We start from the raw sequence: 22,551 nt of genomic DNA, 5'->3' as shown, positions 1-22,551 counted from the left end.
CCTCTTCTGTTAATTTTACCCATTAGTCCTAGGCGGAAAGAGACGATCCCAAAGACTTATCATTTTTTTGCGGGTTTTCGCTATGGGTTCTCCAAAGAATGCCTCCGCTATACGAAAAATCAATAGACTGAACCACCGTAAAACAGCATAGGGAGGGATCATGAGTACAGCCAGTATCTTAAAGGGAAACTTCAGCACCTGCAGAATAAGCCAGGCACACCCTTCTATGAATCGGTAGCATTTAAAAAACAACCAAAGAATTATCTTGCTGAGGATTCGTGTATACAGAAACAACCCCAATACACTTCCCCACACAATATAAAACCGAAAATCCAAATGATTGGCCCTGAGAAAGAATTTAAAAAGAAGGAACAGTGCCACAACAGAGAAGATCAAATCTCCGACCATTGTTGTTATTTTTCCCCACCTCAGCCATTTACCCAAGGAGCGATAAAAATCAAAAACAAAGCCCACTGCCGCACCGGCTGCAACGACCCAAATCAAGGCTTCAAAGTCAGAAATCTTTCTCCCCCCTCTCCTTCCCTATCCAATCGCCCTCAGGCATGTCTACCTAGGCAATCAGCGGAAGATTTTAGCCCAAGCATTTTGTCTCGATCCTGAATTGCGGGGATACACCAAAGCATCGATCTGGCCCTCCACCTCCACTTGTCCGGCTTTGAGATCCAGATGCTTAATCCCTAATTTATCCCCTTTGATGCTCAGTACCCCTTGAATGGTCTCCAACAATATTTCCTTCGGATCAAAGGATTGCACTTTGGACACCCCAGTTAATGAAAGGAATTGCCGATTATCCATGGTCAGCCGGTGATTGGATGGATTTTTTTCCATTCCTCCCAGCCCTCCTTTTTCCATTTTTCTTCTTAAACCATATTCCTGGAAGGGCTAATTTATGCCATATTTAGAGCAATACAAAAAAACAAGGCCAGTCTCTCCCTTCATCCGAAAATGAGAAACTAACCTCGTTTATAGCCGGTCACTGAATATACAGCGCCCTTAGGGCTGCTCTGAAAGAGACCTGAAAGCTGATTTTCCAGGATTTTGCTTTCGGCGTTCACTCCATAAGCTGCGCGGAGCAATCTAATCGCTCAAGACCTCCGCTTCGTCGGGTACACCTGCGCCGCTAAGTAGTCTCTGTGGCATTGGCGGCTTGGGCGAAACCCTCGCCCGGGTTTCGTGGCTAAATCGGCTCCTGCCTCATAGCCGGTTGGAAACGTCCTGTTTCCAACCCGACTCCGCTGCAGTCTTTTCGCGAAGATTGCTTACCCGCTCGCTTAGAATCCGTTCTCTGCCTGAAAGCAAAATCCTTGGGCTGCCTTTCAGGCTTGAGCGAGCGGGACGTTATGGGAAATGTGGGGCAAGCCGCCTGACCCGAGCCGCTTTTTCCGTCTTTACCGACGCCGCTTGAGCGGCATGGTCGGCTACCTTAAGAAGGACCTTACAAAAGGCCCCAGGACACCAAGGAAAAGCTGAAAAAGACCCGCAAGCGTAGCTTTACGCACAAAAGCGAACGGCTTTTAGCGGAGGGGCGGTCGGGTCAACGAGGCTTTCTTAACGTAGTGGAGCCACTGGTTCACATGCAGAAAGCAGCGGGGTTTGGCGTAGCTGTTAAGAAAGCGAGTTGACCAGCCCTGGAGCTATAGAGAGAGCGTTGTGCGTAAAGCTACGCGACCCGAGCAAAAGCTTTCATCCTCTGCCGGCACTCAGCATGGCCGGTTGCTTCAGATATCCCCCTGCTCCCCACGCTTTTCATCCTTCAGCACCTCATAAAGCAAATGAGCCTCATTAGCCTTGGCACTGTTGGGCGTGGAAAGAACCCGCACCTCCAGAAGATGGCGCGCCATCTCAAGGGTCACGATATCCCCTGGCTTAACCTCAGCCGACGGCTTGGCAATCCGACCATTAAGCCGGATTTTTTCTCCTTCACAGATGTCTTTAGCCACCGTTCTGCGTTTAATCAACCGGGAAACTTTTAAATATTTATCAATTCGCATGGTAATCCCCTCAAATGTCGTGTTATCTCGACCCAGCGGTCTATAGTAAAGAAAACCCGGCTTCGCCGAGCATTAAACGCATGCTTGCAAATGAGGCGAAGTCGCTGGTTGCACTTATACTTTCTGACAGTGAGAAAAATCAGGCCCTGACGGACCTGATTTATTTCTCAAAAGATTTATTGTTGGACAGCGTCTTTTAAAGCTTTTCCTGCTTTAAATCCAGGAACCTTAGAAGCTGGAATAACAATAGCTTCTTTGGTTTGAGGATTTCTGCCGGTACGCTCTGCGCGATCTTTCACTTCAAAAGTACCAAAACCAACTAATTGAACCTTCTCGTTTTTTGCCAATGCTTCTTCGATTGAAGCAAATACAGCGTTGACTGCCTTTTCAGCGTCCTTCTTGGATACTTCGGCTTTTTCTGCAACAGCAGCCACTAAATCAGCCTTATTCAAAACGATTCCCTCCCAAATATGTATTGAGTTTCAGCGTTATATTTTCGCGATAAATATTCAAACTCCTGCTTTTATTTCTGGATTGTTACCAATCTCTTTGTTTTTTTCTTTGCTTTTGGACATTTCCCAATAATGATCCATCTCTTGGAGAGTTAAATCTCCTAGTTTTTCTCCTGCACGAGCCGCTAATTTCTCCATTTCCAGGAAGCGCAATTGAAATTTTCGGATCGTTTTGCGCAAAGAATCTTCCGGGTCACACTTTATGAATCGGGACAAATTAACAAGAGCAAAGAGTATATCTCCGAATTCCTCCTGGATTCCTTTTTGTTCCGCCATGGCCTCTTCTAATTCCCTTAATTCCTCATAGACCTTGGCTAAGGGGCCGTTAACATCCGGCCAGTCAAAGCCGAATTTAGCCACTTTCTTTTGAGTCTTCACCGCCAACATCAAAGCAGGCAGACCCTTAGGAAAATTAAATAATCCTTCTTCAGCATGTTCCCCCTTTTCCTCTTTTTTAATCTGATCCCAATTGCTGAGAACCTCGGCAGAGTTCTTTACCCGGACATCACCGAAGACATGGGGATGGCGGCGAATCATCTTCTCAATGATGCTCTTGAGAACATCTCGAAATTGGAATTCTCCCGCCTCCTGAGCCACTTGAGCATGGAATACTACTTGTAATAATAAGTCTCCCAACTCTTCAGCCAAATTATACATATCCCGGGCCTCAATAGCCTCAAGAACCTCGTAGCTTTCCTCGATAAGATAGGGTTTGAGGGAATCATGAGTCTGCTCGGCATCCCAGGGGCATCCCCCCGGACCCCGCAGGGTACTCATGACCTCCAAAAGCTTGGTCATCGAAATACCCTCATCATAAGGAGGGACAACTACCGTGGTTAAGTGGTCAAATTTCTGATGATCCAACTGATACAAGGGACATTTTAAAACCTTTTGCATTTTTGTCCCCAGAGCCTGAACTACATAGAGTTCAACCTCATCCGGATAGATATCCATTAAATCCAGCTTCACCTCTGAAGCAATAAGACCATCATAAACCTGGGGTACAATCAGCCATTCCTTACCGGTAATCCCGCTTCCTTTAAGGGCATCATAATTGCGCAGCAAAAAACCTTCCACAGGATCCATAGGTATCGCCGAGAAAAGGGGATCGAGAAAGCTCAAGGCCGGATGCACCTTAACCTGAAAGCGTTTCGACAGTTTGTCCACCAAAAGCACAACGCTGCGTTCGGCTACCGTAGGATGACCCGGAACCCCATACACTACTTCAGGGTATCTCTCACACTCCTTCTCCAAACGGTTGACAATCTCCTCATAGACCCTCTCAAAAGAATTCTCCTGCTCATAAAGATAGTCAAAGGATTCCACTTGAAGCCCTTCTGCAAGCAAATCCTGAGCACAGGGGTGGTTGACCGTCCGGAAAAAAATTCGCTGGGCCTGCTTAAGCATCCGATAATCACCAAGGGTCATGGATTCCAGTCCTGCCGGTCCCAAGCCCACCACATGCAATACATTACTCATCGACATCCCTCCTAGACTTCCTCTAGTGTATCACATCCTTATCCCTTAATAAAAATTCATTAAGAAGAGGGTGAGATGGTTATCATAAAAAAAATTGAAGCGGCCTGCTGCCGCTCCAATCTCTGTAAACCATTATTGTTCCATTTGCTTGGCTAGAAAACCAGCAGCTGTCTCCACTAATTTTAATTCCAACTCACCCATCTTCACATTCGGGTCCTTAGACATCAGAATCACTGCCCCAATGGGATCACCTTCAGCAATGACCGGAGCTATCACTTGGTTCGTCAGCTTACCATGTTCTTCCTCTTCATCCGGCTTACCTTCACCAGCTTTAAGCTGCATGGTCTTCCGTTCAGCCATAGCTTGCTCTATGCTGGTCCAGATGGGCTTATTTAAGTATTCTTTCTTGGAAGCACCCGAGACAGCGATAATCACATCCCGATCGGCGATACATGCGATATGACCGGTTGCCTCATAAAGAGAATCCGCATATTCCTTGGCGAAGTCACCCAACTCACCAATGGGAGAGTACTTCTTAAGGATCACTTCCCCTTCCCGATCTACGAAGATCTCTAAAGGATCTCCCTCACGAATGCGAAGTGTCCGACGTATTTCCTTTGGAATAACAACACGACCAAGATCATCAATTCTTCTTACGATGCCTGTTGCTTTCATGTACGCTCTTCCCTCCTTATAAGTCACTACGAGCCACCTAGTATGGGGCCGTTACAGACACAGCAAGACCACACTAAAGCTTGAGTTAATCCGACAACTGTCCTGCCTGTGGAAAATTTTGCGTTGTCTTTAACTTCATAGATAGTATATATCTGGTGATTCTCTATTATTCATTTTTTTCCATGAAGTTACTAAATTGGATGAGGAAAGTTTAGGGAGTGAAAAAAAGATATACTTAAAAAGAATCTCTTCTTTCTAAATATATCTTCATGAGTCGTCAACCATTCATCTTGTTGAGAATCCTTATCCTTTAAGACGCCGGTTTATATTTCTCTGAGTACTCGATATTGGCCTCTGCCTTGGTCTGCAGCTCGGAGAAATAACTTTCAAATTTCTGAGCCTTGGCATCCGCTAAAGCATCTTCCGCCACTTGATCCTTCACAGCTTCATAATCCGCTTTGGTAGCAGCCTTGTGATCTTCGACTAAAATAATATGATAGCCAAACTCGGACTTAACGGGTGTTTTCGTATAGGTACCTACCTCTTGAGCAAAAGCAACCGCCTCAAACTCGGGAACCATTCTTCCCTTGCCAAAAGATCCCAAATATCCGCCGGAGCTTTGGGATCCGGTATCGGTGGACTTTTCTTTAGCCAACTCTGCGAAATCCGCTCCGCCATCCAGTTGTTTGATAATGGCTTTGGCTTCATCTTCCGTCGGCACCAGGATGTGACGAGCTTGAACCTCTTCTCCCTTACCGCCGTAAAGCTCTTGGTTATTGTCAAAGAAGGTTTTCTCTTGTTCTTTGGTTACCGTCACATCTTTGGTTATTTCAGCGGATAAAGCAAAGTAACTCCTCACTTCATCTTCCGTCATGGCCTGTTGTTTAAGCCATTCTTGATATTGAGTTTCATCCCCAACCATTTGAATAATATTTTTTTCCTGCTCCAAGATCGATGGATCATTGGGATCCAAACTAAGTCTTTGAGCTTCCTGTATGACAAGCCGCGAAGCAATCATCGCTTCAAGAATCTGGCTTTTCACTTCTTCTAACGCCTCTTTGCCTTGTTCGGTGCTAAAGTCCATTCCCATGCCTTCATAAGTCTTTTGCACATTGGAGACTCGAGCTGCAAAGTCCTGCTCTGTGATGGTTTCCCCATTTACTTTGGCAACCCACTGATTCCCACCTGCAGAAGAACATCCAGCTAAGATTAAAGTAGAAACCAGCAACGCTGCAATTATTCCATTCCGGAAACTCCTCATTATTACACACCCTTTCATCCGTTAAAAGCAATTATATCAGGATGCGGATTTTGACGCAATACCATTAAATACCATTAACGTTTTGTGAATAGCCTCTAAAATCTCCTCTTGAACCACAGAGCGCAGACGGACTTTAATCTCAAGATTGCCATTTCCTGTGGTTCCAAAAGAAACCGGATAGGGAGATTGGGTCGCCATGGTCATCAGCATTTCCCCGGATATGCCCGGGTCGGCCGCAAAGCGGAACACAACCTGCTGCTTGACCTGCTGGATCTGTTCGATCTTCATCCTTGAGGCAATCCATTTAATCCGAACGATCTTCAAGAGGTTCTCCACTTCCCGTGGCGGGGTACCGAAGCGGTCGATCAATTCATCGATCATCAGACTGAGATCCTCTTCATTATCAATGGAGACCATCCGCTGGTAGAGGGCTGCTTTGAGCTGACGCTCCCCAATATAGATATCCGGCAGATAGGCATCCACCTGAACCTCGATACTGGTCTCGATTTTTTCCTCCACCTTCTCACCCTTAATCTCTTGGACGGCTTCCTTAAGCATCTGACTATAAAGTTCAAATCCTAAGGCAGCCAAATGACCGTGCTGTTGAGCTCCAATCAAATTCCCTGCCCCGCGGATCTCCAGATCCCGCATGGCAATTTTAAGACCGGAGCCAAACTCGGTAAATTCCCGTATGGCTGCCAGGCGTTTTTCAGCTACTTCTGTCAAAACCTTCTGGGGTTTATATAAAAAGTAGGAATAAGCTCTCCGATTGGAGCGTCCTACCCGTCCCCGCAGCTGATAAAGCTGCCCCAGACCAAGGCGATCCGCTTCATCAATAATCAGAGTATTGACATTAGGCATATCCAAGCCCGTCTCAATGATGGTGGTACACACCAGGACATCGCTTTCATGCTCCAGGAAAGCCAGCATCTCCTGCTCCAGTTCTTTTTCACTCATCTGCCCATGGGCGATTCCATAGCGCGCCTCCGGTACCAGCTGACTGAGGAAATGAACCACCTGCTCCATATCTTCTACACGGTTATGGACAAAAAAGACCTGACCGCCCCGCTGGATCTCCCGGCGAATGGCTTCCCTCACCACATCCGGCCGGAATTCTGCCACATAGGTCTGGACGGGAAAACGATCCTCCGGCGGGGTCTCGATAACACTGAGATCCCGAACCCCTACCAAGGACATATGCAAGGTCCGTGGAATAGGGGTGGCCGACAGAGTCAAGACATCCACATTGGTTTTTAGAGTTTTCAATTTCTCTTTATGGGCAACCCCAAACCGCTGCTCTTCATCGACGATCAAGAGTCCCAATTCCTTGAACTTAACCGAATCCGCGACCAACTTATGGGTCCCCACCACGATATCTATGGATCCTTCCTTTAAACCCTGAAGAATCAGCTTCTGCTCCTTGGCGGAACGAAAGCGGCTCAGCATCTGGATGCTCACGGGATAGCCCATAAAGCGCTCCTGAAAGGTGTTAAAATGCTGCTGAGCAAGGATGGTGGTAGGAACCAGGACCGCCACCTGCCTGCTGTCCATAACCGCTTTGAAGGCCGCTCGCAAGGCCACCTCAGTCTTCCCATATCCCACATCTCCGCAGAGCAAGCGATCCATAGGACGCTGACGCATCATATCCTGCTTAACCTCGATGATGCATTGCATTTGATCCGGAGTCTCCTGATAGGGGAACTTTTCCTCAAATTCCTGCTGCCAAACATTATCGGGGGAAAAGGCGTAACCCTTGGTAGCCTCCCGTTGGGCATAAAGTTTAACCAAATCGAAGGCCATTTCCTTAATAGCACTTTTCGCCTTGGATTTGACCTTTTTCCATTCGGAGCCCCCCAGCTTATAAAGCTTGGGCAGGGTCTCGGCATCACTTCCTAGATATTTTTGCAAAAGGTTAAGCTGATCCAGAGGAACATAGAGCTTATCCTGACCTGCATATTTTACGGAAAAATAGTCCTTATCCACTCCCCCTACGGAAATCCGCTCAATGCCAATAAATTGACCAATCCCATGATGAACATGGACCACAAAATCTCCCGACTTAAGATCCGCAAATTGCAGCCTTTGCCCCGTCTTCTCAGAGGTCTTTCTTCGTTTCATCGGAGCTTTACGCTCCCGTTTATAAATCTCCGCCTCACTCAATACAATCAGCTTGCTTAAGGGGAGTTCAAACCCTTGATCAATAGAGGAAGGATAGACATAGACCCCACCCTCCTGAACCGGCTCGTTGAGTTCATGTTTCTTGGCCAGAGCCCCTCGGTCCCTTAAGCCTTGCAGCATCCGATCCGCATGCTCCTCATCCCCGACAAAGAGAGTCACAATATGGCCGGATTTTTGCCAATGCTCAATCTCATCTACCAAAATTCCGGTTTTCCCCATAAATCCCGTCAAAGGCCGGGCATTTAAGTTGAAGATCCGTTTTGGAGCAACCCCGGGAATTTGCCTGGGTAAGGTGGAGATTAAAACAAAAGGATGCTCTTCCCCATAGTTCAATAATTGTTCATAGCTTACGAATTGATCCTCAGGGCTATAGAATTCCTCACCTTTGGCCAAAGCCTGAGTATATTCCTCAAGCCTTTCCTTCTGTTGGAATTCGAGCTGTTCTTTCAGTCGTAAGGGTTCATCCAAAATCACATAGCGATCCTGGGAAAGCAAGGAGAAAAAAGGCTCCAAGGGCTCCGAAAGGAGGCTTAAATAAGGATAGATGCTTTCATCCACTCTACCCGTCTTCAGCCTTTCTTCAATCCTCTGAGCTTGTTTCATAACCTGCTCGGCCACATCGGAGCGGCCGCTACGACTTAATCGTCCGGCTTGTTTTCTGGCTTGAGCCCGAACCTCCCAGCCCAGCTTTTCAAATTCCTCAGGACGAATCACTACCTCCAAGGCAGGGGCAATTTTAATACTTTTTAAAGTCTCGGTGGATTTTTGGGTCTCCAAATCAAAGACCCGGATGGAGTCCACTTCATCATCAAAAAACTCTATCCGTAAAGGTTCCCCATCCAAGGGAGCAATATCCATGATCCCCCCCCGAATAGCGAATTGGCCTTTGCCGTCAACTACATCCAGCCGCTCATAACCTGCCGTGATCAGCTTCTGAGCAAGGTCCTTCAAGTCATAGGATGTCCCTTCCTTTAACTCCAGTATGTACTCCTGCCAGCGGCTGGGGGAAAAACTCCGCTGATTCACCGCCAGTACCGGTACGACCACCGTACAGTGATTATCCTGTGCCAAACGATTCAGAACCCGAATTCTCTCAATGGTGGTTTCCCGGCTTTTTCCAAGCACTTCAAAAGGCAGCCACTCCGAGGCCGGAAAATAGAGCACATCTTCCTCCGGAAGCCAGGAACGCAAATCATTGACCCATTTTTGCGCAAGCTCCTCCGAATAGGTAATAACCAAACCCGGTTTTCCCCTTTTAAGAAGCTGGGCTGCAAAGGCAGGCTTCTGACTTCCTGTTAAGTTATAGATCATTTGCGGCCATTCCTTATAGGAAATCGCCTTGTCCACTGCCTCAATATCGAAGCCTAAACGCAGATAGTGGCTGAGGGTTTTCAAAAAATCCTTCCTTTCAGGCAACACAAAAACATGAACGTCCGCCAAGGGGACCCCCATTGTAGCCTAGTTTTAAGCATGATTTAATGTAATTATTCAGATATCGAAAGAACTGTAAAGATTAGGGAAACACATACAAGTGCAAGTGTGGACAAGGCGGAGAATAGGGAAATTTCACCCTAAAGAAAAGCGGTAAAGCTTGCTTGCTCCGCCTAGTTTAATCGGCGGTACTCTCCAACTTCCAATTCACTCATACAGTCTGGGCAAAGGGCATAGGCCACATTCCCAATGATATTTATTATAGAGTCGGGACGCTCAGAGGTCAAGTCATCCAGCTCCATCTCCCCTAAGACTTGATCACAGACCTGACAAACCCTCATCACCAGCATAAAAGACACCTCCCAGGAATAGGTTTGCCTGAGAGGTGCAGGGTTATTCATCCTATTGGAGGCTCTCCTTTGTAACTCACTTTAAAGGAATAAACCCCCGGTCCCTTACAGCGGCGGCTCCTTCATCCGATTGCAGCCATTTTATGGCCCCTCTGGCACTATGTCCTTCAGGCAAATCCTTTCTCACCACGGCATAATACCCGTCGGCCAAGGAATAAGAACCCTTGGCAATATTCTCTTCCGTAGGCTTTACTCCTTCAAAGGAGAGGATTTTCAATCGCGAACCGACTCCCGTCACTTCATTCATATTCTGGAGATAGGTATACAAGGTATAGCCTAAGGCATAGCTGTCGGTGGGCTTGCTATTCAAACCCCCGTTATGATAAAAAGCTACCAATTCGAGCATTCCCTCCATAGTCAGCTCAACATAGTTCTTTTGGATATTAGGGTGCATAGGCTGATCATATAAAATCAGGTTATCCAGCTGAGATTGACTGCCGCTGTCGGCATTCCGACAAATGGGGATCAATTCCTTATCCGGTCCTCCCAGCTCAGACCAATTTTTTATTCCATAATCAAGATAAATGGTTCGTACCTGGTCCCCTGTGATACTATCTGTAGTGTTCTCCACCGGTGTAATAAAGATGAGGGCTTCCGCAGCCACAGGGTAGAATTCCAATTCCACTCCGGATTTTTGAGCTAAAGCCAGGACCTCCGAAGAAGCGTAAGGCACAATAATCAGATCTACTTCTCCGGCGATTAGGCGTTTATAGGAGGGCACCGTCTTTGAGACATCCTCCGGCCTATTATCGTTTTCCGAGTAACGATACATGGCCCGATTGATAGCCATGGCGATTCCTTGAGTGGAAGTCGAGCCATCGATGCGGGGGTAGTTCTCATGGGTAATGCCATATTGAGCAGCTGTTTCACTCATGGTGTTATAGACATTGTCCGGTCTCACTTCCTGTGTCGGCACCGGATGACCAGATACAGCCCTTTCCTGATGGGTGCAACCGCTCAGAAGCACAGCTGTTATAACTATAAGGATCAAAAACTGTCTTTTCATACGAACCTCCAATTTCTTACCCCGGCGACATCGGCAAAGCCTCGCCCCGAAGTCTTGTCTGGGTAGCCACAAACACCAAATGATTGAGCGTTGAACTCAACTTTTCCAGTTGAATTCTGCAGCAATGATCTGTTATCCTCCTCTTTTGGAAGATTCATGGTGATCCCTCAGAAGCGAGGGAAAATCGCAGCCTCAATTCCCCAGGATTTACTCCAGATAAGTCCTGGAAAAACTTCATGAACTTTACTTCCTAGCTTAAGTAAGCTAAATTGAATAGGAAAACATTATTACCTTGGGGGTGCAATCAAATGAACCTTATCGTTTACCTGGCTGGTGAAATCCACACACAATGGCGTGAAGAGCTTAAAGAAAAGGCTGCTGCACTTGATTTGCCTATTGAATTTGTAGGTCCCATGCAGGATCATGACTATTCAGATAGTGTCGGTGAGCAAGTTCTCGGAACTCAACCCAATGCTATTTTTCGTGATGAGACCGCTTCAAAGATTAACAACTTAAGAACACAGATTCTCTTAGGAAAATCCGATCTGATTATTGCTCTTTTCGGAGAGAACAAATATCGGCAATGGAATACCGCAATGGATGCCAGTACCGCCATTGCGCTGAATAAACCCCTTATTATTATTCGTCCCGAAGCACTTCACCACCCGTTAAAAGAACTTTCCCAAAAAGCCAACGTAACGGTTGAAACCATCGATCAAGCGATAAAGGTACTTTCCTATATTTTTGAGACAAAAGCCTAATTCCTAACTATAAAAAGCTCGTGTTAAAGAACTGCAAGTTCTCTGACACGAGCTTTTATTTTTAAAAACTCCATAGCAAACTGAGTCTAGGAACCTGAGCCAATAGACCAACTAATATCTCTTGGTGAACAGGAGATGGCGCCGCCTGCCTATATGCTGTGCCGTCAATGATCTCCCAGCGTTCATCTTCAAGCCAAGAAAGATAATCGGCGTAGGTATAGCTTCCTTCTCTTGTGGCAGTGGCATTTAATCAGTCCACTCCTTATTATAATTTTCTACTCTACTCCGGAAAAAATCCTTCACATAGACTCAACATGAGCCTTTGGTGATGCTGCTCATGCAGCCCGAATTGATATCCACATTATACCGAATTTTCTTATGAATTTCACCTATTATACAAATTCATGGCCTTATCCCCATCTCCTTTGGCCCACAGGGCTACCGCCTTCATCCCCTTATCCAGGCTCTCTTCCAGGACGGGGATCTCCTCTTTAGTAAAGGAAGCCAGCACATAACGGGCAGAATCCCAGCCGGCAGGGGGTCTACCAATGCCCACTTTAAGCCTCCAAAACCCCTCTGTTCCCAGTTCAGCAATGGTGGATTTGATGCCGTTATGGCCGCCGGCACTTCCCGAGCTTCTTAGGCGCAGACGCCCTAGAGGAAGATCCATATCATCGTAGACCACTATAATATCCTTTGGGGTAATCTTATAGAATTGAGCCAACTCCCGAATGGAGCGGCCGCTTAAATTCATAAAAGTCTGAGGCTTGAGAAGATAGACCTTCTCTCCTCCCATCATTGTCTCTGCCACCAAGCCTTGAAACTTGGGGCGAAAATCCAGTTTTAATTCTTCAGCTAAGCAATCCAGGAGGAGAAATCCGGCATTATGCCGGGTCTCCGCATACTGTCCTCCTGGATTGCCCAGACCTGCTATGAGCTTCATGAAACTCCACTCCTCTAAGCATATTGCAGACATCCCGTGAATACATTGATGATAGCAGATTTATGTGTTTTTGCACAGGAAATAAAGGGGGTATTACGATTGAAACCAAGTAAACAGTTTTTATCCTTACCGATCGTCTCCCTAAGCGAAGGACAGCATATTGGATATGTGAAAAGCCTGGTCATAGACTCTCAGTCCAAAGCCCTGGCTGCCTTGGTCATTGATCCCAAGGGATTTTTCAAAGACCAACGCATCATTCCCTATGCTAAAGTCGTCAGCGTAGGGGCGGATGCCATTACCATTGACAAAGGCTCCTATGTGGAAAAGTCCGCCAGCTTACCCGAGATCTTAAGCCTCATCAAGGAAAAATTGACCATCATCGGCACCCGGGTCATTACGCAAAGTGGTAAAACTCTTGGCGTTGTGGAAGAGTTTTATGTGGACCCGGATACAGGCAAGATCACTCAGATGGAGATCTCCGGCGGAAAAATAGAAGGGTTCTTCAGTGGCAAGGCCATCCTCGATGCTGATTATGTAGTCACCATCGGTCAGGATGTTATCGTGGCTCAAAAAGGCTGCGAAACCAGCCTCATGATAGCCGATAAAGGAATCAATGATACCTTTAAATCCGTTTTCCGCTCCACCTCCAGCCTTGCCTCCGGAACGGGCCAGGCTTTTGGAAAAATGCTTAGTAAGAATAAAAATAAGGACCTATCTAAGCACCATACCAAGGGAAAACACAAAGGTAAAGGAAAGAACATAGAAGCTGAAAGCGTGAACCCCATACAGGATCCTCCAGCCTCAAAGGATGAGGATATCCTGTCCCCTCCCAACAACCAGCAAGTCGATGTAGCCATTTTGGATGAACCTTCTCCGGAGTCTCCAGATGCTTTTCCTGCTGAGCAATCTCCCGAAGTTAACCCGGAGCAGAGCCAAGTGGCTGAAGCCCCTTCGACAAAAGAACCTGTGGGATAATGGGCTGATGCAAAAAAGCAACTATATAACCCCAATAATAAGGAAATAGATCACTCCCCTTATAGCTAGTGTACTCAAAGTACACTAATCTATAAGGGGAGTGTACTATTGAGCGCATTAATATCCTCATTGTCTCATGGTGGCCTTGCCTTCACCATCCAGAGCCCGTCTACATATCTTATAGGTAGATTGACAAATGAAAGGACGGGCCGGCAAAATGAATGCTCCAAACACCGAACGCACGCCCCCTGTCATCGCGGCGGAAATTAACGCGATTAACCTGGAGTCCAGAAAAATGCTGCTGAAGAATGCTATCGAGGTGGGCCGCCGTCTGAAAGAAGCCAAGGAATTGCTCAAACATGGGGAATGGCTGAAGTGGCTTAAGGAGTCGGTCAATTATTCCAAGAGCACAGCTGCAAACCTGATGCGTCTATATGAAGAGTACGGATACCTGCTCCTCAACCCCTCTGAAGAGGACCCAAATTTCCAAGCGCTTGGAAATTTGACCTACACTCAGGCGGTTCTGCTCCTGGGCCTCCCTGAAGAAGAGCGCGAGGAATTTGTAGCGCAGAATGATGTTGCAAATATGACGTCCCGGCAATTAAATCAGGCTGTCAAAGAACAGAGCGAGGTCGCTCCGGCGAAAGCGCAACCCCAAGCTGAGCCGCAAGCCCAGTCCATGCCCAAAATTCCGGAAGATATCCAAATCCAATACGTCAGCAAAACCATCAATCCCCGGAGGGGAAGGAGCCGGGAAACCGCCCCCTCCCCCTCCCTTATCGTGAACTATGAAGAAAAATGCACCGCTTGCTGTAAAACCATCGCCGACACCTTCCAGGAACTGCTGACCGCACTGGGCCAGCTATCCAGGCTTGATCCACAGGTCAAGGAAAAATGCAGCCAGGACGCCGGCCAACTGGCCGCCTATATGGTGGAAAGGCTTAAAGACTGGCCCCCTGTTGCCGGATCAAATATGGCGGGGATTGAAAGGTACTCCACCTATGAATGGTGATGAACTTGTCACCCCTGTCCACCCGGAAGCATAGACTGTACGGACGGCATAACCGTCAAGTTTCGAAGAAGGGAGGCGGGAAGAATGCCCGTAAATTCACTGCCTTTAAGGGCGGCAATGGTGGTCTCTTTTCAAACTGGGCTTTCTCCGACCGGGGTTCCGATCATCCGAAAAAAAACACTGGGCAATGTACGGTTTAACGCGGCTGAACAAGACATTTATGACGTAGCCCATGCCCTGTTCAGTTTAACCGAACATCCGGCACTGGATGTGGTCCTGCGGAAAGAGTTTGACCTTGTTGATGAGGGGTAGTCTGGAGGAAAATACGATATGGGAGGGAGGTTAGCCCATGCCCATTTCAACCAACCGTGTACTCCGGCTGACGTTCGGCACAACCGGTGGCGGTACGGCCTCCATTACCCTGGCCGATCCTCGGTCGGATTTGAATCCGTCCGAAGTGCTGGAGGCTATGAACACGGTGATCAGCCGAAATATTTTTGTTTCGCCTGCGGGTACTCTTACAGGCGTTCGTGATGTCAAAGTAATTGACACCACGACAAACGACCTGTTTGATCCGCAACAGGCTTAGAACAGCGAAGCTGCCAGCGGATTTTGCCGGCAGCTTCGTTTGGCTTGGGGCTTGTTAACCGAACCCTTTTTTATTCATTCAAACAAATACCTGCCGGCGTGTGTTCATTTTCCATCCGGCACATATTCAAGTAAATCCTCTATCTTACAGTCAAACACAGCACAAATCTTATCAATCTGCTCAATCTCAATTCTTTTGGTTTCTTCGTAATACATCTTGGATAAAGTTGCAGGCCTGATTCCGGTGAGTGCTGACAACGTCTTCTGATTCATTTTATGTTTCCCGAGCAGTTCGGACAGTTTGATTCTAACCATGGGAACACACTCCAATATCTTTGTCTTTTGGCTTGATTTTATCAGCAAGCGTAATAAAAAAGTACATTTACGCATCAATATAACCTCAGCGGTAAATTAATGTGGAATAGAAGTAACATCCATGTTATGATTACCTTAACAGTCATTATATTTCTCTTAGCGTTATTCAAATACTGCCTTAGTATTCTCACAGAATCCCCCACAGTATTCTTTCCGCTGATGTTCAATCCGCTGCGGATTCTTTAAGATTACTATAGGGGAGGCTTGAGGAAATGGAGCTGAATCCCAAAAGGCTGGGCGGGGCCATCAAAAATGCCCGCTTAGAAAACAACTTAACCCAGGAAGAACTGGCCGAGCGGGTGGATATTGCCACTGTCCATATGAAACAGCTCGAAGCCGGCAGCCGGAAACCTTCGGTCGATGTCCTGTATAAGCTGGCCAGGTTCCTCAATTTCTCCGTGGATGCCGTATTCTTTCCTGAGCGGACGGAGGGGCGGGAGCTGCAGCGTAAAATTGAACGCAGCCTGAATAGCTGTTCCCTGCATGAACTACATGTCATTTACAGCACTATGATTGAATTGCGACGAATCCTGTCCTCTCTTCAGTCCCAAGAGGCTCAGCCGCCTGAACGCCCGGAATAATGCAAACAAAGCCCCGCAAGCGCGGGGTGAAATAGATGTAGACAAGGAGAATTCGCCTTATGAAAATCGCTCTATGTGACGACATCCCGCTTCTGCGCCGGATACTGGAGGAGATAATCAGGGAATACGAAGCCGGGAGGAATGTGCGGTTTCAAATCCACCAGTTTGGGAGCGGCGAAGAGCTACTAAGGCAAGCAGAGAAAGAGCAAATCCGTTTCGATCTGATTTTCCTGGACCAGTGTATGAAAAAGCTCTCCGGCGCGGAAACAGCGCTGCGCATCCGGGAGTATGACACGGTCTGTCAGATCGTGTTTTGCACCGGATCTGGGGCTCACCCACAGTTCGCGGAGGCCTCACCGCTGAGAATCCTGGAGAAGCCGATCAACATGGAAGATATCTACGCCATCCTGGATAAGGTAATAAGCGACAGCAAACCACTAGGGAATTCCTGGTAGTTGCATTTGGGTGCCATTTATAGATTCCGCCGTAGAAGGCCGATTATAACTTTTAACATACTGAAAATGATAAAGTGCGCTTCCGTAATTTGGAAACGCACTTTTTATTACCTTTGTATTCATTTTAAGCAACAACAACTTCCGTATTTTTCATATTCACGGGGAAAATCTGATCTTAAGCCCCGAATGAACAGCCCAACCGGTGCGGACAACCCTTTAAAAATTACCCGTCAACATAAGCCCAAGATAAGACGGCTTCCAGACGTGTGTTGACCCCAAATTTGAGAAGGATAATCTTCACCTGAAGATGAGCCGCCCGGACGGTTATCCCTAAAGCTGCGGCAATCTCTCTGTTATGGAGACCCTTTGTTAAAAGGCACATAATTTCTTTTTCTCGAGGCGTTAACAGCCTTTTAAGAACTTCGGCAGGCTTCACAGGGAAATACAAATCATTGAAATCTATTTCAACTTTGGGAAACGCCGACGGGCTTGGAGAAAAATATACGCCCCCTTTAGACACGCTTAAGACAGCCTGTATCATTTCCTCGACGGCACAGGTTTTCAACAACAGCCCTTCGGCTCCTTTCCGGCTTGCCGCCAGAACATAGCCCTCCTGGCTTTGTTCCACCATCAGAATAACCTTTAGATCGGGGTGGGCCGCTTTTATTTTATCCATTAAATCCAGTCCGCCGATATCCGGAAGATAAAAATCCAATAAAACAACATCCGGCACGGAATCACAGAGAAAATTCAGACACGAATTTTTATCCCCGGCAATTCCGATGGTCACTATGCGCGGTTCAAAAGACAGCAACGCCCTGGTCCCTTCCGCAAAAGGCCGGTGACTGTCCACGATGAGCAAATGTACCTGTTCTTCTGTCTCTTTTGATTTTTCCCAATGAATGGACATCCTATCTCACGCGCCTTCATCCATATTTGGGGTCCCGATGTGGGTTTTCACATTATAAAACTGGGATAAGCGCCTTAAGCGTTGTTCCGCGGTTTATTCCCGAAATGATCTGAAGTTCCCCATCCAGGCTATCAATGCGCTCCTTCATTTCAGCCAGGCCGAAGTGGGTCCCTGTCAATAACCAGTTTTCTATCTGGTCGGCGTCAAAGCCCCGGCCGGAATCACTTACTGTCAATTCAAGCCCGGTTTCGTTCAGGGCTATGTGAACTGTTTGCATATTGGAGCCGGAGTGCCGCACCGAGTTCATGATCCCTTCCTGTAAAAAACGATAGGCGGTGACTTCCACATCCTCTTTAAGCCGGCTTTGATGGTCCAGTCCGCTGATTTTCAGAGAAATCAGGGACAATTCTTCTGTCATGATTTTCTGACACAGCCATTGAACTGCAGGAACCAGTCCCAGGTGGGTTAGAATCGGGGGGCCCCAAGCATTGACAATACCATTGAGTTCATAATTCAGATCCTCCGCTCGTTCCTGCAGATAAGAAATCACCTTCAGCGTCTTGTCGTCGGCGGGGCATTCCGTTTTCAGGTATTTCAGCCACCGGCTCAGGTCCATGCTCCACTGCAAGGGACCGGCGCAGATTTCGTCGGTGAGGAGTTTCCTTTTTTGCTCATCCTTACGGAACAACGCGTTGGTGATTCCCTGGAGCTCCATTTTTCTTCGCTGTGAACGCCCGGAACTTTTGGTCAGGAAATGTATTTCTTTGGTCAGCTCGCCGATCACCAGCGACATAATGATCTGATACTGCAACTGACCGGCCAGCAGGGTAAGAAAAGGCAATTCCGATTGCTCAAATTTGATGCGGGAAGAACGCCGGCCAAAGAAAATTCCGCAGGTAGAGTCTTGGGCAATAAATGGGACATAAATCCCGGCCGGGCAGTCGTCGGGCAGCATTTTGGCTTCCAGATCAAGCCTTTGATTCTGATAAAAAAAGTTCTCCAGCATCTCCAATTCCCTGGGATTCTCCTTAAAACGTCCCGCCGCTTTTTTCAGACAGCCGATCTGTGCATTCTCCATAATCATAAAAATCCCGTCAATGCCCAGGCTATTAATCAGCTCATCCAATATCCTATCCTCGGCCAAAAGAGAGGAGAGATTTTCATTCAGGGCAGCCATCTTCTGCTTGAAAGCTTGTTTGTCTTGGGAAAAGCGGCTTCTTTCCCAGAGCCTGTTGATGCCAATCCGGATAAAATGAAAGCAAAGAATAGACAGTAATGTGAAAAGCAGCAAAGCCGAATAGATTTCAAAATAGATCGTGGGCACGATTTGCAGGAAAAAAAGCGCCAGGAAAACAACCAGGCTCAGGATAGCTGCCGCACCGATATAAGAAAGGGCTGTTTCATAAAGCCGGCGGCTGTCTGGCAAATATTTGTTGACAATTATATAGTATAAAGAGACTGGGACAGCAGCTACGAACAAGGAACTCACTTGGGTATAAAGCAATTGTTCAAAATTTAAAATGATTGGAAACGCGGTCAATAATACGAACGGTAAAAAGCCGATCCCAATCCCTAATAGGATAATACCGACTTCATTCTTTTTGGGATGATCTTTGGGCAGCTTTATGAGTAATCCAAGATTCCAAAGCGTAGAAAGAATGCCGATGATCATATTGAATAACATTAATCTTCTTATTAAGCTAACGAGATGAACAATACCCAAAGAATGCAGGAATAATAAGCCAAGAATAGTCAGGAATAGGATGATTGTAATTTTGTAGCTGATTTTATTTATTTTATTTTGATTATAGGCAGGAAAAACTGAAATAAAAGCAATAAGGAACACAGGGACCAACGAAAACGTGATGCTCTCCAATTCTTTAGCCAATAATAAACAACGGCTGGAAGCGTGTGCTAAGACAATCGCCAGGCCAATTATCCAATTCATCCAAAATAAGGTGCGCGCCTGTTCCAAAAAAGGACGCTTGTACCAGGTCATAAACCCTAAAAACCAAAAAGTAAACCCCAGGATGACCAGAGGGGCTTCGCTAAATACCATCAACAGAGCAGGTTGTTTGGATATAGTAACGGTTTGGGCCGTCAGTTCATCCGGTTTCCGAAACTCAACCGTTGAAGCCCCTTCTGCCTCTTCCCATTTGTGGACAGAACGGTGTCCACCGGCATTCACCCCGTTGATTTTCAGGATTTCGTCCCCCACCTGGATACCTGACCGGTACCCCTCGCCATAAGGATTAGCGGTTGTCACCAGCCATTGTCCATTGATGTTCTTAAGCCCGAGACCTATGAAGGGTTGGGTCAGACAAGCAGCAAAATATCCCAACCCCAACACAATAAAGACAATACTGGCAATATAATAAATTTGCCGTTTAAACACTTTCTCCAACAAGTTCTTTCATGTTCTCCTTATACTTTTCGGGAACAGGAATTCCCTCCAAAATTTCCCTCGCTTTTTGGCAATAGATTTCAAACATCACGGTACAGTATTGCGAAACGCCTTCTTCAGCAGCCAGCTGCCTGACATATTCCCTTTCTTTATCCCCGAACCCGTGCGATCCTTCGCTACCCCCTTGCGTCAGCTCTTTAAACCGCTCGGCGGTTTCATCTTTAAGGGTATTTAACAGGTAAACATAGGGCAGGGTTTTTTTATTATTCACAAAATCTTTTTTTCTGGAAAAATCCAGGAAATCATTTAAATCGTTTTTGATTTGATTCAGGATCCCAAGGCTTATCCCAAACTGTTCCAATGAATGGACCACCGTTTCTTCTGCACCGCCTAAGACGGCTCCGATTCTACAGGCACAGGCAGCCAAACTTCCGGCCTTTTGTTCCGCCATCTCAAAATATTGCTCAAAAGACACCTGTTGCCGGCCATCAAATAAAAACTCCTGAAATTGCCCATGGCTGGCGCGTATTCCTGTACAGTGTAAGGTTGCCGCAACTTCTCGAAGCATCCTGTTGTCCGGGATGACGGAAATGGCCTCATCACTGAGCATGAGCAGGCAGATGGCCAGATTGATGGCCTGAGCGTCCGGAAGCTGGCGCCAGGGCATATGCTCATTATCCTGGTCCTGCACGTCATCGAAAATATCCAAGGCCAGAGCAAAAAACTCCATCCCAATGGCACCCGGCAGCACAGCTTCCAACTCCCCGCCCGCACATTCACAACTCATACGCGTTAAATGGGCCCAGCGAAACAATTCCCCCGTAGGGCTGTCGGCATTGAGGCATGCGCGGATCATTCGATCCATTTCCGCACCCAGCCGAACTTTTGTCAAAGTACTATCGATTTCTTTTAAAAAAATCTGGTCAAGCTGAAGGTTCATCAAATTTACCACCACAAATCTAGAGGAGTGGGTCCAATCGCTACAGTGCCCCCGGATACTTCATGCCGGGAAAATACATTTTGAATAACAGAAAATTCGCCAGGCTTTATTTTGCTTTCGTCCGACTTTTCATCTTGCGTTACCAAACGCGTGGGATTTTTGACAGATTCATGGACCAAATTCGCGATAGCTGCATAATTCATCTTAAAACCCCTTTCTGATTAAAACGTAACCTACAGTTTTCCACAGTGTCGCTTAATTACAAAGATGTCCTTCAGCTTGATCCTATACTCACTGTACTTCTCTATTTTACTTATTTTTCCTCTATCGAAATTTAGTTTATTGTGTCGTAATTTGCTTTGGCTCAATTGCCGATTCCCGAAAACTTTACTGATAACATTTTTCGAGGATGAAAAAAGAGAACTATTCTTTTTCTCTCTTCCTGCTCTTACTCTTTTGACTATGTTAAGGCATCTCGGACTTGTCGTGGGCCCCTTGGTACACAATGTGGGATCGGTGGGTGTTATTATCAATTCATCCCTGTTATTAAAATAGAGGAAAACCAAGTGAGAGCTTTGATAGATATAATCCACGCAAAAAAAATCAGAAGGAAGGGTTTTGTCCCTCACTTCTGATTTTTTTATCTAAAATATCAACTCTCCCTGACATTCACGGCCTTTCGGACCTAGGGGATAGAAATTAACTGAACAGCTTACTCACAGAAAGGTCCTCATGAATACGCACGATGGCCGCTCCCAATAAAGGAGCCACCGAGAGGGTTTTAATCTTGGGGATCATGTTTTCCGGATGAACAGGAATGGTATTGGTAATGACCACTTCTTTGATGACGGATTTCTCCAGGCGTTCAAAGGCCGGTCCCGATAAGACAGGGTGAGTACAGCAAGCGTAGACCTCCAACGCACCGCGATCCATCAGGACTTGGGCGCCTTGAGTGATGGTCCCTGCTGTGTCGATGATATCATCGATCATAATCACATGCTTGCCTTGAATATCGCCGATAACGTTCATAATCTCTGAAACATTGGGTTCCGGACGACGCTTGTCGATGATGGCCAAAGGCGCTCCGATGCGTTCCGCCAGATTGCGAGCCCGTTGTACCCCTCCATGGTCCGGAGAAACAACCACTACATTCTCCAATTCCTTGCTCTTAAAGTACTCAGCCAGGATGGGAACACCAGGGAGATGGTCTACCGGAATATCAAAGAAACCTTGAATGGCCGGGGCATGGAGATCCATGGTTACGACCCGGTCGGCACCTGCAGTGGTAATCAGATTAGCCATGAGCTTGGCAGTGATCGGATCCCGGGCCTTGGATTTCCGTTCTTGACGAGCATATCCGTAATAAGGGATAACTGGAGTGATGCGGCGAGCCGACGCTCTTTTCAGGGCATCAATCATGATCAAGAGTTCCATGATATTATCATTGGTCGGATTACAGGTGGGCTGAACCACAAAGACATCCGCCCCCCGGACGCTTTCATCAATGGCGATGGTAATTTCCCCGTCCTTAAAGCGTTTTACTTTAGCTTCTCCCAGAGGAACCCCCAGATAATCAACGATTTCTTCCGCTAATGCTCGGTTGGCATTGCCGCAAAAGATTTTCAACTCCTTGACAGACATTC

Annotated in this window: 24 protein-coding genes and 1 pseudogene; 7 read left to right on the top strand and 18 right to left on the bottom strand. The window is 46.8% G+C overall.

All coding sequences use genetic code 11. The annotated features are described in order from the left end of the window. Window positions 1–15: 15 nt before the first annotated feature. The 10 genes from yabQ to DESDE_RS00475 form a co-directional block, all read right to left on the bottom strand. A complete protein-coding gene (yabQ, locus tag DESDE_RS00520; RefSeq protein ID WP_014792098.1) occupies window positions 16–504 on the bottom strand; it encodes a spore cortex biosynthesis protein YabQ in 489 nt (162 codons plus the stop codon). 75 nt (window positions 505–579) lie between these two features. Further along, window positions 580–849, bottom strand: coding sequence for a sporulation protein YabP (gene yabP, locus DESDE_RS00515; RefSeq protein WP_014792097.1), 270 nt, complete (start codon window positions 847–849; stop codon window positions 580–582). Window positions 850–1,739: 890 nt separating this feature from the next. Next, window positions 1,740–2,012, bottom strand: coding sequence for an RNA-binding S4 domain-containing protein (locus tag DESDE_RS00510; protein WP_014792096.1), 273 nt, complete (start codon window positions 2,010–2,012; stop codon window positions 1,740–1,742). Window positions 2,013–2,188: 176 nt separating this feature from the next. Further along, a complete protein-coding gene (locus tag DESDE_RS00505) occupies window positions 2,189–2,464 on the bottom strand; it encodes an HU family DNA-binding protein (protein ID WP_005814866.1) in 276 nt (91 codons plus the stop codon). A gap of 57 nt (window positions 2,465–2,521) precedes the next feature. Beyond that, the gene (gene yabN, locus DESDE_RS00500; RefSeq protein ID WP_014792095.1) at window positions 2,522–4,003 is read right to left on the bottom strand and encodes a bifunctional methyltransferase/pyrophosphohydrolase YabN; all 1,482 of its coding nucleotides are present in this window, start codon (window positions 4,001–4,003) and stop codon (window positions 2,522–2,524) included. Window positions 4,004–4,135: 132 nt separating this feature from the next. Then, a complete protein-coding gene (spoVT, locus tag DESDE_RS00495) occupies window positions 4,136–4,678 on the bottom strand; it encodes a stage V sporulation protein T (RefSeq protein WP_014792094.1) in 543 nt (180 codons plus the stop codon). Window positions 4,679–4,988: 310 nt separating this feature from the next. Further along, window positions 4,989–5,939, bottom strand: a complete 951-nt coding sequence (locus DESDE_RS00490) for a peptidylprolyl isomerase (RefSeq protein WP_014792093.1) — start codon at window positions 5,937–5,939, stop codon at window positions 4,989–4,991. 36 nt (window positions 5,940–5,975) lie between these two features. Then, a complete protein-coding gene (mfd, locus tag DESDE_RS00485) occupies window positions 5,976–9,569 on the bottom strand; it encodes a transcription-repair coupling factor (protein WP_014792092.1) in 3,594 nt (1,197 codons plus the stop codon). A gap of 152 nt (window positions 9,570–9,721) precedes the next feature. Continuing rightward, window positions 9,722–9,898: a hypothetical protein gene (locus DESDE_RS21950; RefSeq protein ID WP_019849129.1), complete on the bottom strand. Its 177-nt coding sequence runs from the start codon at window positions 9,896–9,898 to the stop codon at window positions 9,722–9,724. Between the two features lie 76 nt (window positions 9,899–9,974). Next, window positions 9,975–10,964: a PstS family phosphate ABC transporter substrate-binding protein gene (locus DESDE_RS00475; RefSeq protein WP_014792090.1), complete on the bottom strand. Its 990-nt coding sequence runs from the start codon at window positions 10,962–10,964 to the stop codon at window positions 9,975–9,977. Between the two features lie 308 nt (window positions 10,965–11,272). Here DESDE_RS00475 and DESDE_RS00470 point away from each other — a divergent pair, with 308 nt between their 5' ends. Beyond that, a complete protein-coding gene (locus DESDE_RS00470; RefSeq protein WP_014792089.1) occupies window positions 11,273–11,725 on the top strand; it encodes a YtoQ family protein in 453 nt (150 codons plus the stop codon). A gap of 94 nt (window positions 11,726–11,819) precedes the next feature. Here DESDE_RS00470 and DESDE_RS22285 read toward each other — a convergent pair. Both DESDE_RS22285 and pth read right to left on the bottom strand, forming a co-directional pair. After that, window positions 11,820–11,971, bottom strand: a pseudogene (locus tag DESDE_RS22285) (Uma2 family endonuclease); the annotation flags it as partial. A 139-nt stretch (window positions 11,972–12,110) separates the two neighbouring features. Continuing rightward, complete coding sequence (pth, locus tag DESDE_RS00465; protein WP_014792088.1) at window positions 12,111–12,668, bottom strand: aminoacyl-tRNA hydrolase; 558 nt, start codon at window positions 12,666–12,668, stop codon at window positions 12,111–12,113. Window positions 12,669–12,767: 99 nt separating this feature from the next. Here pth and DESDE_RS00460 point away from each other — a divergent pair, with 99 nt between their 5' ends. The 4 genes from DESDE_RS00460 (at window position 12,768) to DESDE_RS00445 (ending at window position 15,244) form a co-directional block, all read left to right on the top strand. Continuing rightward, window positions 12,768–13,643 carry a PRC-barrel domain-containing protein gene (locus DESDE_RS00460; RefSeq protein WP_014792087.1) on the top strand — a complete coding sequence of 292 codons (876 nt, stop codon included), beginning with the start codon at window positions 12,768–12,770 and terminating at the stop codon, window positions 13,641–13,643. Between the two features lie 217 nt (window positions 13,644–13,860). Beyond that, the gene (locus tag DESDE_RS00455) at window positions 13,861–14,655 is read left to right on the top strand and encodes a DUF3102 domain-containing protein (protein ID WP_014792086.1); all 795 of its coding nucleotides are present in this window, start codon (window positions 13,861–13,863) and stop codon (window positions 14,653–14,655) included. Window positions 14,656–14,739: 84 nt separating this feature from the next. Continuing rightward, the gene (locus DESDE_RS00450) at window positions 14,740–14,967 is read left to right on the top strand and encodes a DUF1659 domain-containing protein (protein ID WP_014792085.1); all 228 of its coding nucleotides are present in this window, start codon (window positions 14,740–14,742) and stop codon (window positions 14,965–14,967) included. 37 nt (window positions 14,968–15,004) lie between these two features. Beyond that, complete coding sequence (locus DESDE_RS00445; protein ID WP_014792084.1) at window positions 15,005–15,244, top strand: DUF2922 domain-containing protein; 240 nt, start codon at window positions 15,005–15,007, stop codon at window positions 15,242–15,244. Between the two features lie 104 nt (window positions 15,245–15,348). On the opposite strand, the gene DESDE_RS00440 is transcribed toward DESDE_RS00445, so the two are convergent. After that, window positions 15,349–15,558: a helix-turn-helix domain-containing protein gene (locus DESDE_RS00440; RefSeq protein ID WP_014792083.1), complete on the bottom strand. Its 210-nt coding sequence runs from the start codon at window positions 15,556–15,558 to the stop codon at window positions 15,349–15,351. A 272-nt stretch (window positions 15,559–15,830) separates the two neighbouring features. Between DESDE_RS00440 and DESDE_RS00435 the strand changes: the two genes are divergently transcribed. Together DESDE_RS00435 and DESDE_RS00430 are read left to right on the top strand one after the other, a co-directional pair. Next, window positions 15,831–16,199 carry a helix-turn-helix domain-containing protein gene (locus tag DESDE_RS00435; RefSeq protein WP_014792082.1) on the top strand — a complete coding sequence of 123 codons (369 nt, stop codon included), beginning with the start codon at window positions 15,831–15,833 and terminating at the stop codon, window positions 16,197–16,199. Between the two features lie 59 nt (window positions 16,200–16,258). Beyond that, on the top strand, window positions 16,259–16,654 hold the full coding sequence (locus DESDE_RS00430; protein WP_014792081.1) for a LytR/AlgR family response regulator transcription factor: 396 nt from the start codon (window positions 16,259–16,261) through the stop codon (window positions 16,652–16,654). 223 nt (window positions 16,655–16,877) lie between these two features. On the opposite strand, the gene DESDE_RS00425 is transcribed toward DESDE_RS00430, so the two are convergent. The 5 genes from DESDE_RS00425 to DESDE_RS00405 all read right to left on the bottom strand — a co-directional run bounded on the left by DESDE_RS00425 (window position 16,878) and on the right by DESDE_RS00405 (window position 22,549). Next, window positions 16,878–17,564: a response regulator gene (locus DESDE_RS00425; protein WP_014792080.1), complete on the bottom strand. Its 687-nt coding sequence runs from the start codon at window positions 17,562–17,564 to the stop codon at window positions 16,878–16,880. 52 nt (window positions 17,565–17,616) lie between these two features. Next, window positions 17,617–19,971 (bottom strand): ATP-binding protein, encoded by a 2,355-nt coding sequence (locus DESDE_RS00420; protein ID WP_014792079.1) that lies wholly within the window; start codon window positions 19,969–19,971, stop codon window positions 17,617–17,619. Next, window positions 19,952–20,908 carry a polyprenyl synthetase family protein gene (locus DESDE_RS00415; RefSeq protein ID WP_014792078.1) on the bottom strand — a complete coding sequence of 319 codons (957 nt, stop codon included), beginning with the start codon at window positions 20,906–20,908 and terminating at the stop codon, window positions 19,952–19,954. The genes DESDE_RS00420 and DESDE_RS00415 overlap by 20 nt, the downstream gene beginning before the upstream one ends. A gap of 5 nt (window positions 20,909–20,913) precedes the next feature. Further along, window positions 20,914–21,111, bottom strand: coding sequence for a hypothetical protein (locus DESDE_RS00410; RefSeq protein WP_014792077.1), 198 nt, complete (start codon window positions 21,109–21,111; stop codon window positions 20,914–20,916). Window positions 21,112–21,607: 496 nt separating this feature from the next. Continuing rightward, the gene (locus tag DESDE_RS00405; protein WP_014792076.1) at window positions 21,608–22,549 is read right to left on the bottom strand and encodes a ribose-phosphate diphosphokinase; all 942 of its coding nucleotides are present in this window, start codon (window positions 22,547–22,549) and stop codon (window positions 21,608–21,610) included. Between the last annotated feature and the right edge of the window lie 2 nt (window positions 22,550–22,551).

The sequence above is a fragment of the Desulfitobacterium dehalogenans ATCC 51507 genome, from assembly GCF_000243155.2.
In the GTDB taxonomy this organism is placed as follows: domain Bacteria; phylum Bacillota; class Desulfitobacteriia; order Desulfitobacteriales; family Desulfitobacteriaceae; genus Desulfitobacterium; species Desulfitobacterium dehalogenans.
Note: the sequence above shows the minus strand (reverse complement) of the source record. Positions and strands in the feature narration are given on the sequence as shown.

Bases quoted from the DNA above. Each gene is read 5' to 3' on its own strand.
- yabP (WP_014792097.1), bottom strand. From the start codon at position 849: ATGGAAAAAAATCCATCCAATCACCGGCTGACCATGGATAATCGGCAA.
- DESDE_RS00510 (WP_014792096.1), bottom strand. From the start codon at position 2,012: ATGCGAATTGATAAATATTTAAAAGTTTCCCGGTTGATTAAACGCAGA.
- yabN (WP_014792095.1), bottom strand. From the start codon at position 4,003: ATGAGTAATGTATTGCATGTGGTGGGCTTGGGACCGGCAGGACTGGAA.
- spoVT (WP_014792094.1), bottom strand. From the start codon at position 4,678: ATGAAAGCAACAGGCATCGTAAGAAGAATTGATGATCTTGGTCGTGTT.
- DESDE_RS00490 (WP_014792093.1), bottom strand. From the start codon at position 5,939: ATGAGGAGTTTCCGGAATGGAATAATTGCAGCGTTGCTGGTTTCTACT.
- mfd (WP_014792092.1), bottom strand. From the start codon at position 9,569: ATGGGGGTCCCCTTGGCGGACGTTCATGTTTTTGTGTTGCCTGAAAGG.
- DESDE_RS21950 (WP_019849129.1), bottom strand. From the start codon at position 9,898: ATGCTGGTGATGAGGGTTTGTCAGGTCTGTGATCAAGTCTTAGGGGAG.
- DESDE_RS00475 (WP_014792090.1), bottom strand. From the start codon at position 10,964: ATGAAAAGACAGTTTTTGATCCTTATAGTTATAACAGCTGTGCTTCTG.
- DESDE_RS00470 (WP_014792089.1), top strand. From the start codon at position 11,273: ATGAACCTTATCGTTTACCTGGCTGGTGAAATCCACACACAATGGCGT.
- pth (WP_014792088.1), bottom strand. From the start codon at position 12,668: ATGAAGCTCATAGCAGGTCTGGGCAATCCAGGAGGACAGTATGCGGAG.
- DESDE_RS00455 (WP_014792086.1), top strand. From the start codon at position 13,861: ATGAATGCTCCAAACACCGAACGCACGCCCCCTGTCATCGCGGCGGAA.
- DESDE_RS00450 (WP_014792085.1), top strand. From the start codon at position 14,740: ATGCCCGTAAATTCACTGCCTTTAAGGGCGGCAATGGTGGTCTCTTTT.
- DESDE_RS00445 (WP_014792084.1), top strand. From the start codon at position 15,005: ATGCCCATTTCAACCAACCGTGTACTCCGGCTGACGTTCGGCACAACC.
- DESDE_RS00440 (WP_014792083.1), bottom strand. From the start codon at position 15,558: ATGGTTAGAATCAAACTGTCCGAACTGCTCGGGAAACATAAAATGAAT.
- DESDE_RS00435 (WP_014792082.1), top strand. From the start codon at position 15,831: ATGGAGCTGAATCCCAAAAGGCTGGGCGGGGCCATCAAAAATGCCCGC.
- DESDE_RS00430 (WP_014792081.1), top strand. From the start codon at position 16,259: ATGAAAATCGCTCTATGTGACGACATCCCGCTTCTGCGCCGGATACTG.
- DESDE_RS00425 (WP_014792080.1), bottom strand. From the start codon at position 17,564: ATGTCCATTCATTGGGAAAAATCAAAAGAGACAGAAGAACAGGTACAT.
- DESDE_RS00415 (WP_014792078.1), bottom strand. From the start codon at position 20,908: ATGAACCTTCAGCTTGACCAGATTTTTTTAAAAGAAATCGATAGTACT.
- DESDE_RS00410 (WP_014792077.1), bottom strand. From the start codon at position 21,111: ATGAATTATGCAGCTATCGCGAATTTGGTCCATGAATCTGTCAAAAAT.
- DESDE_RS00405 (WP_014792076.1), bottom strand. From the start codon at position 22,549: ATGTCTGTCAAGGAGTTGAAAATCTTTTGCGGCAATGCCAACCGAGCA.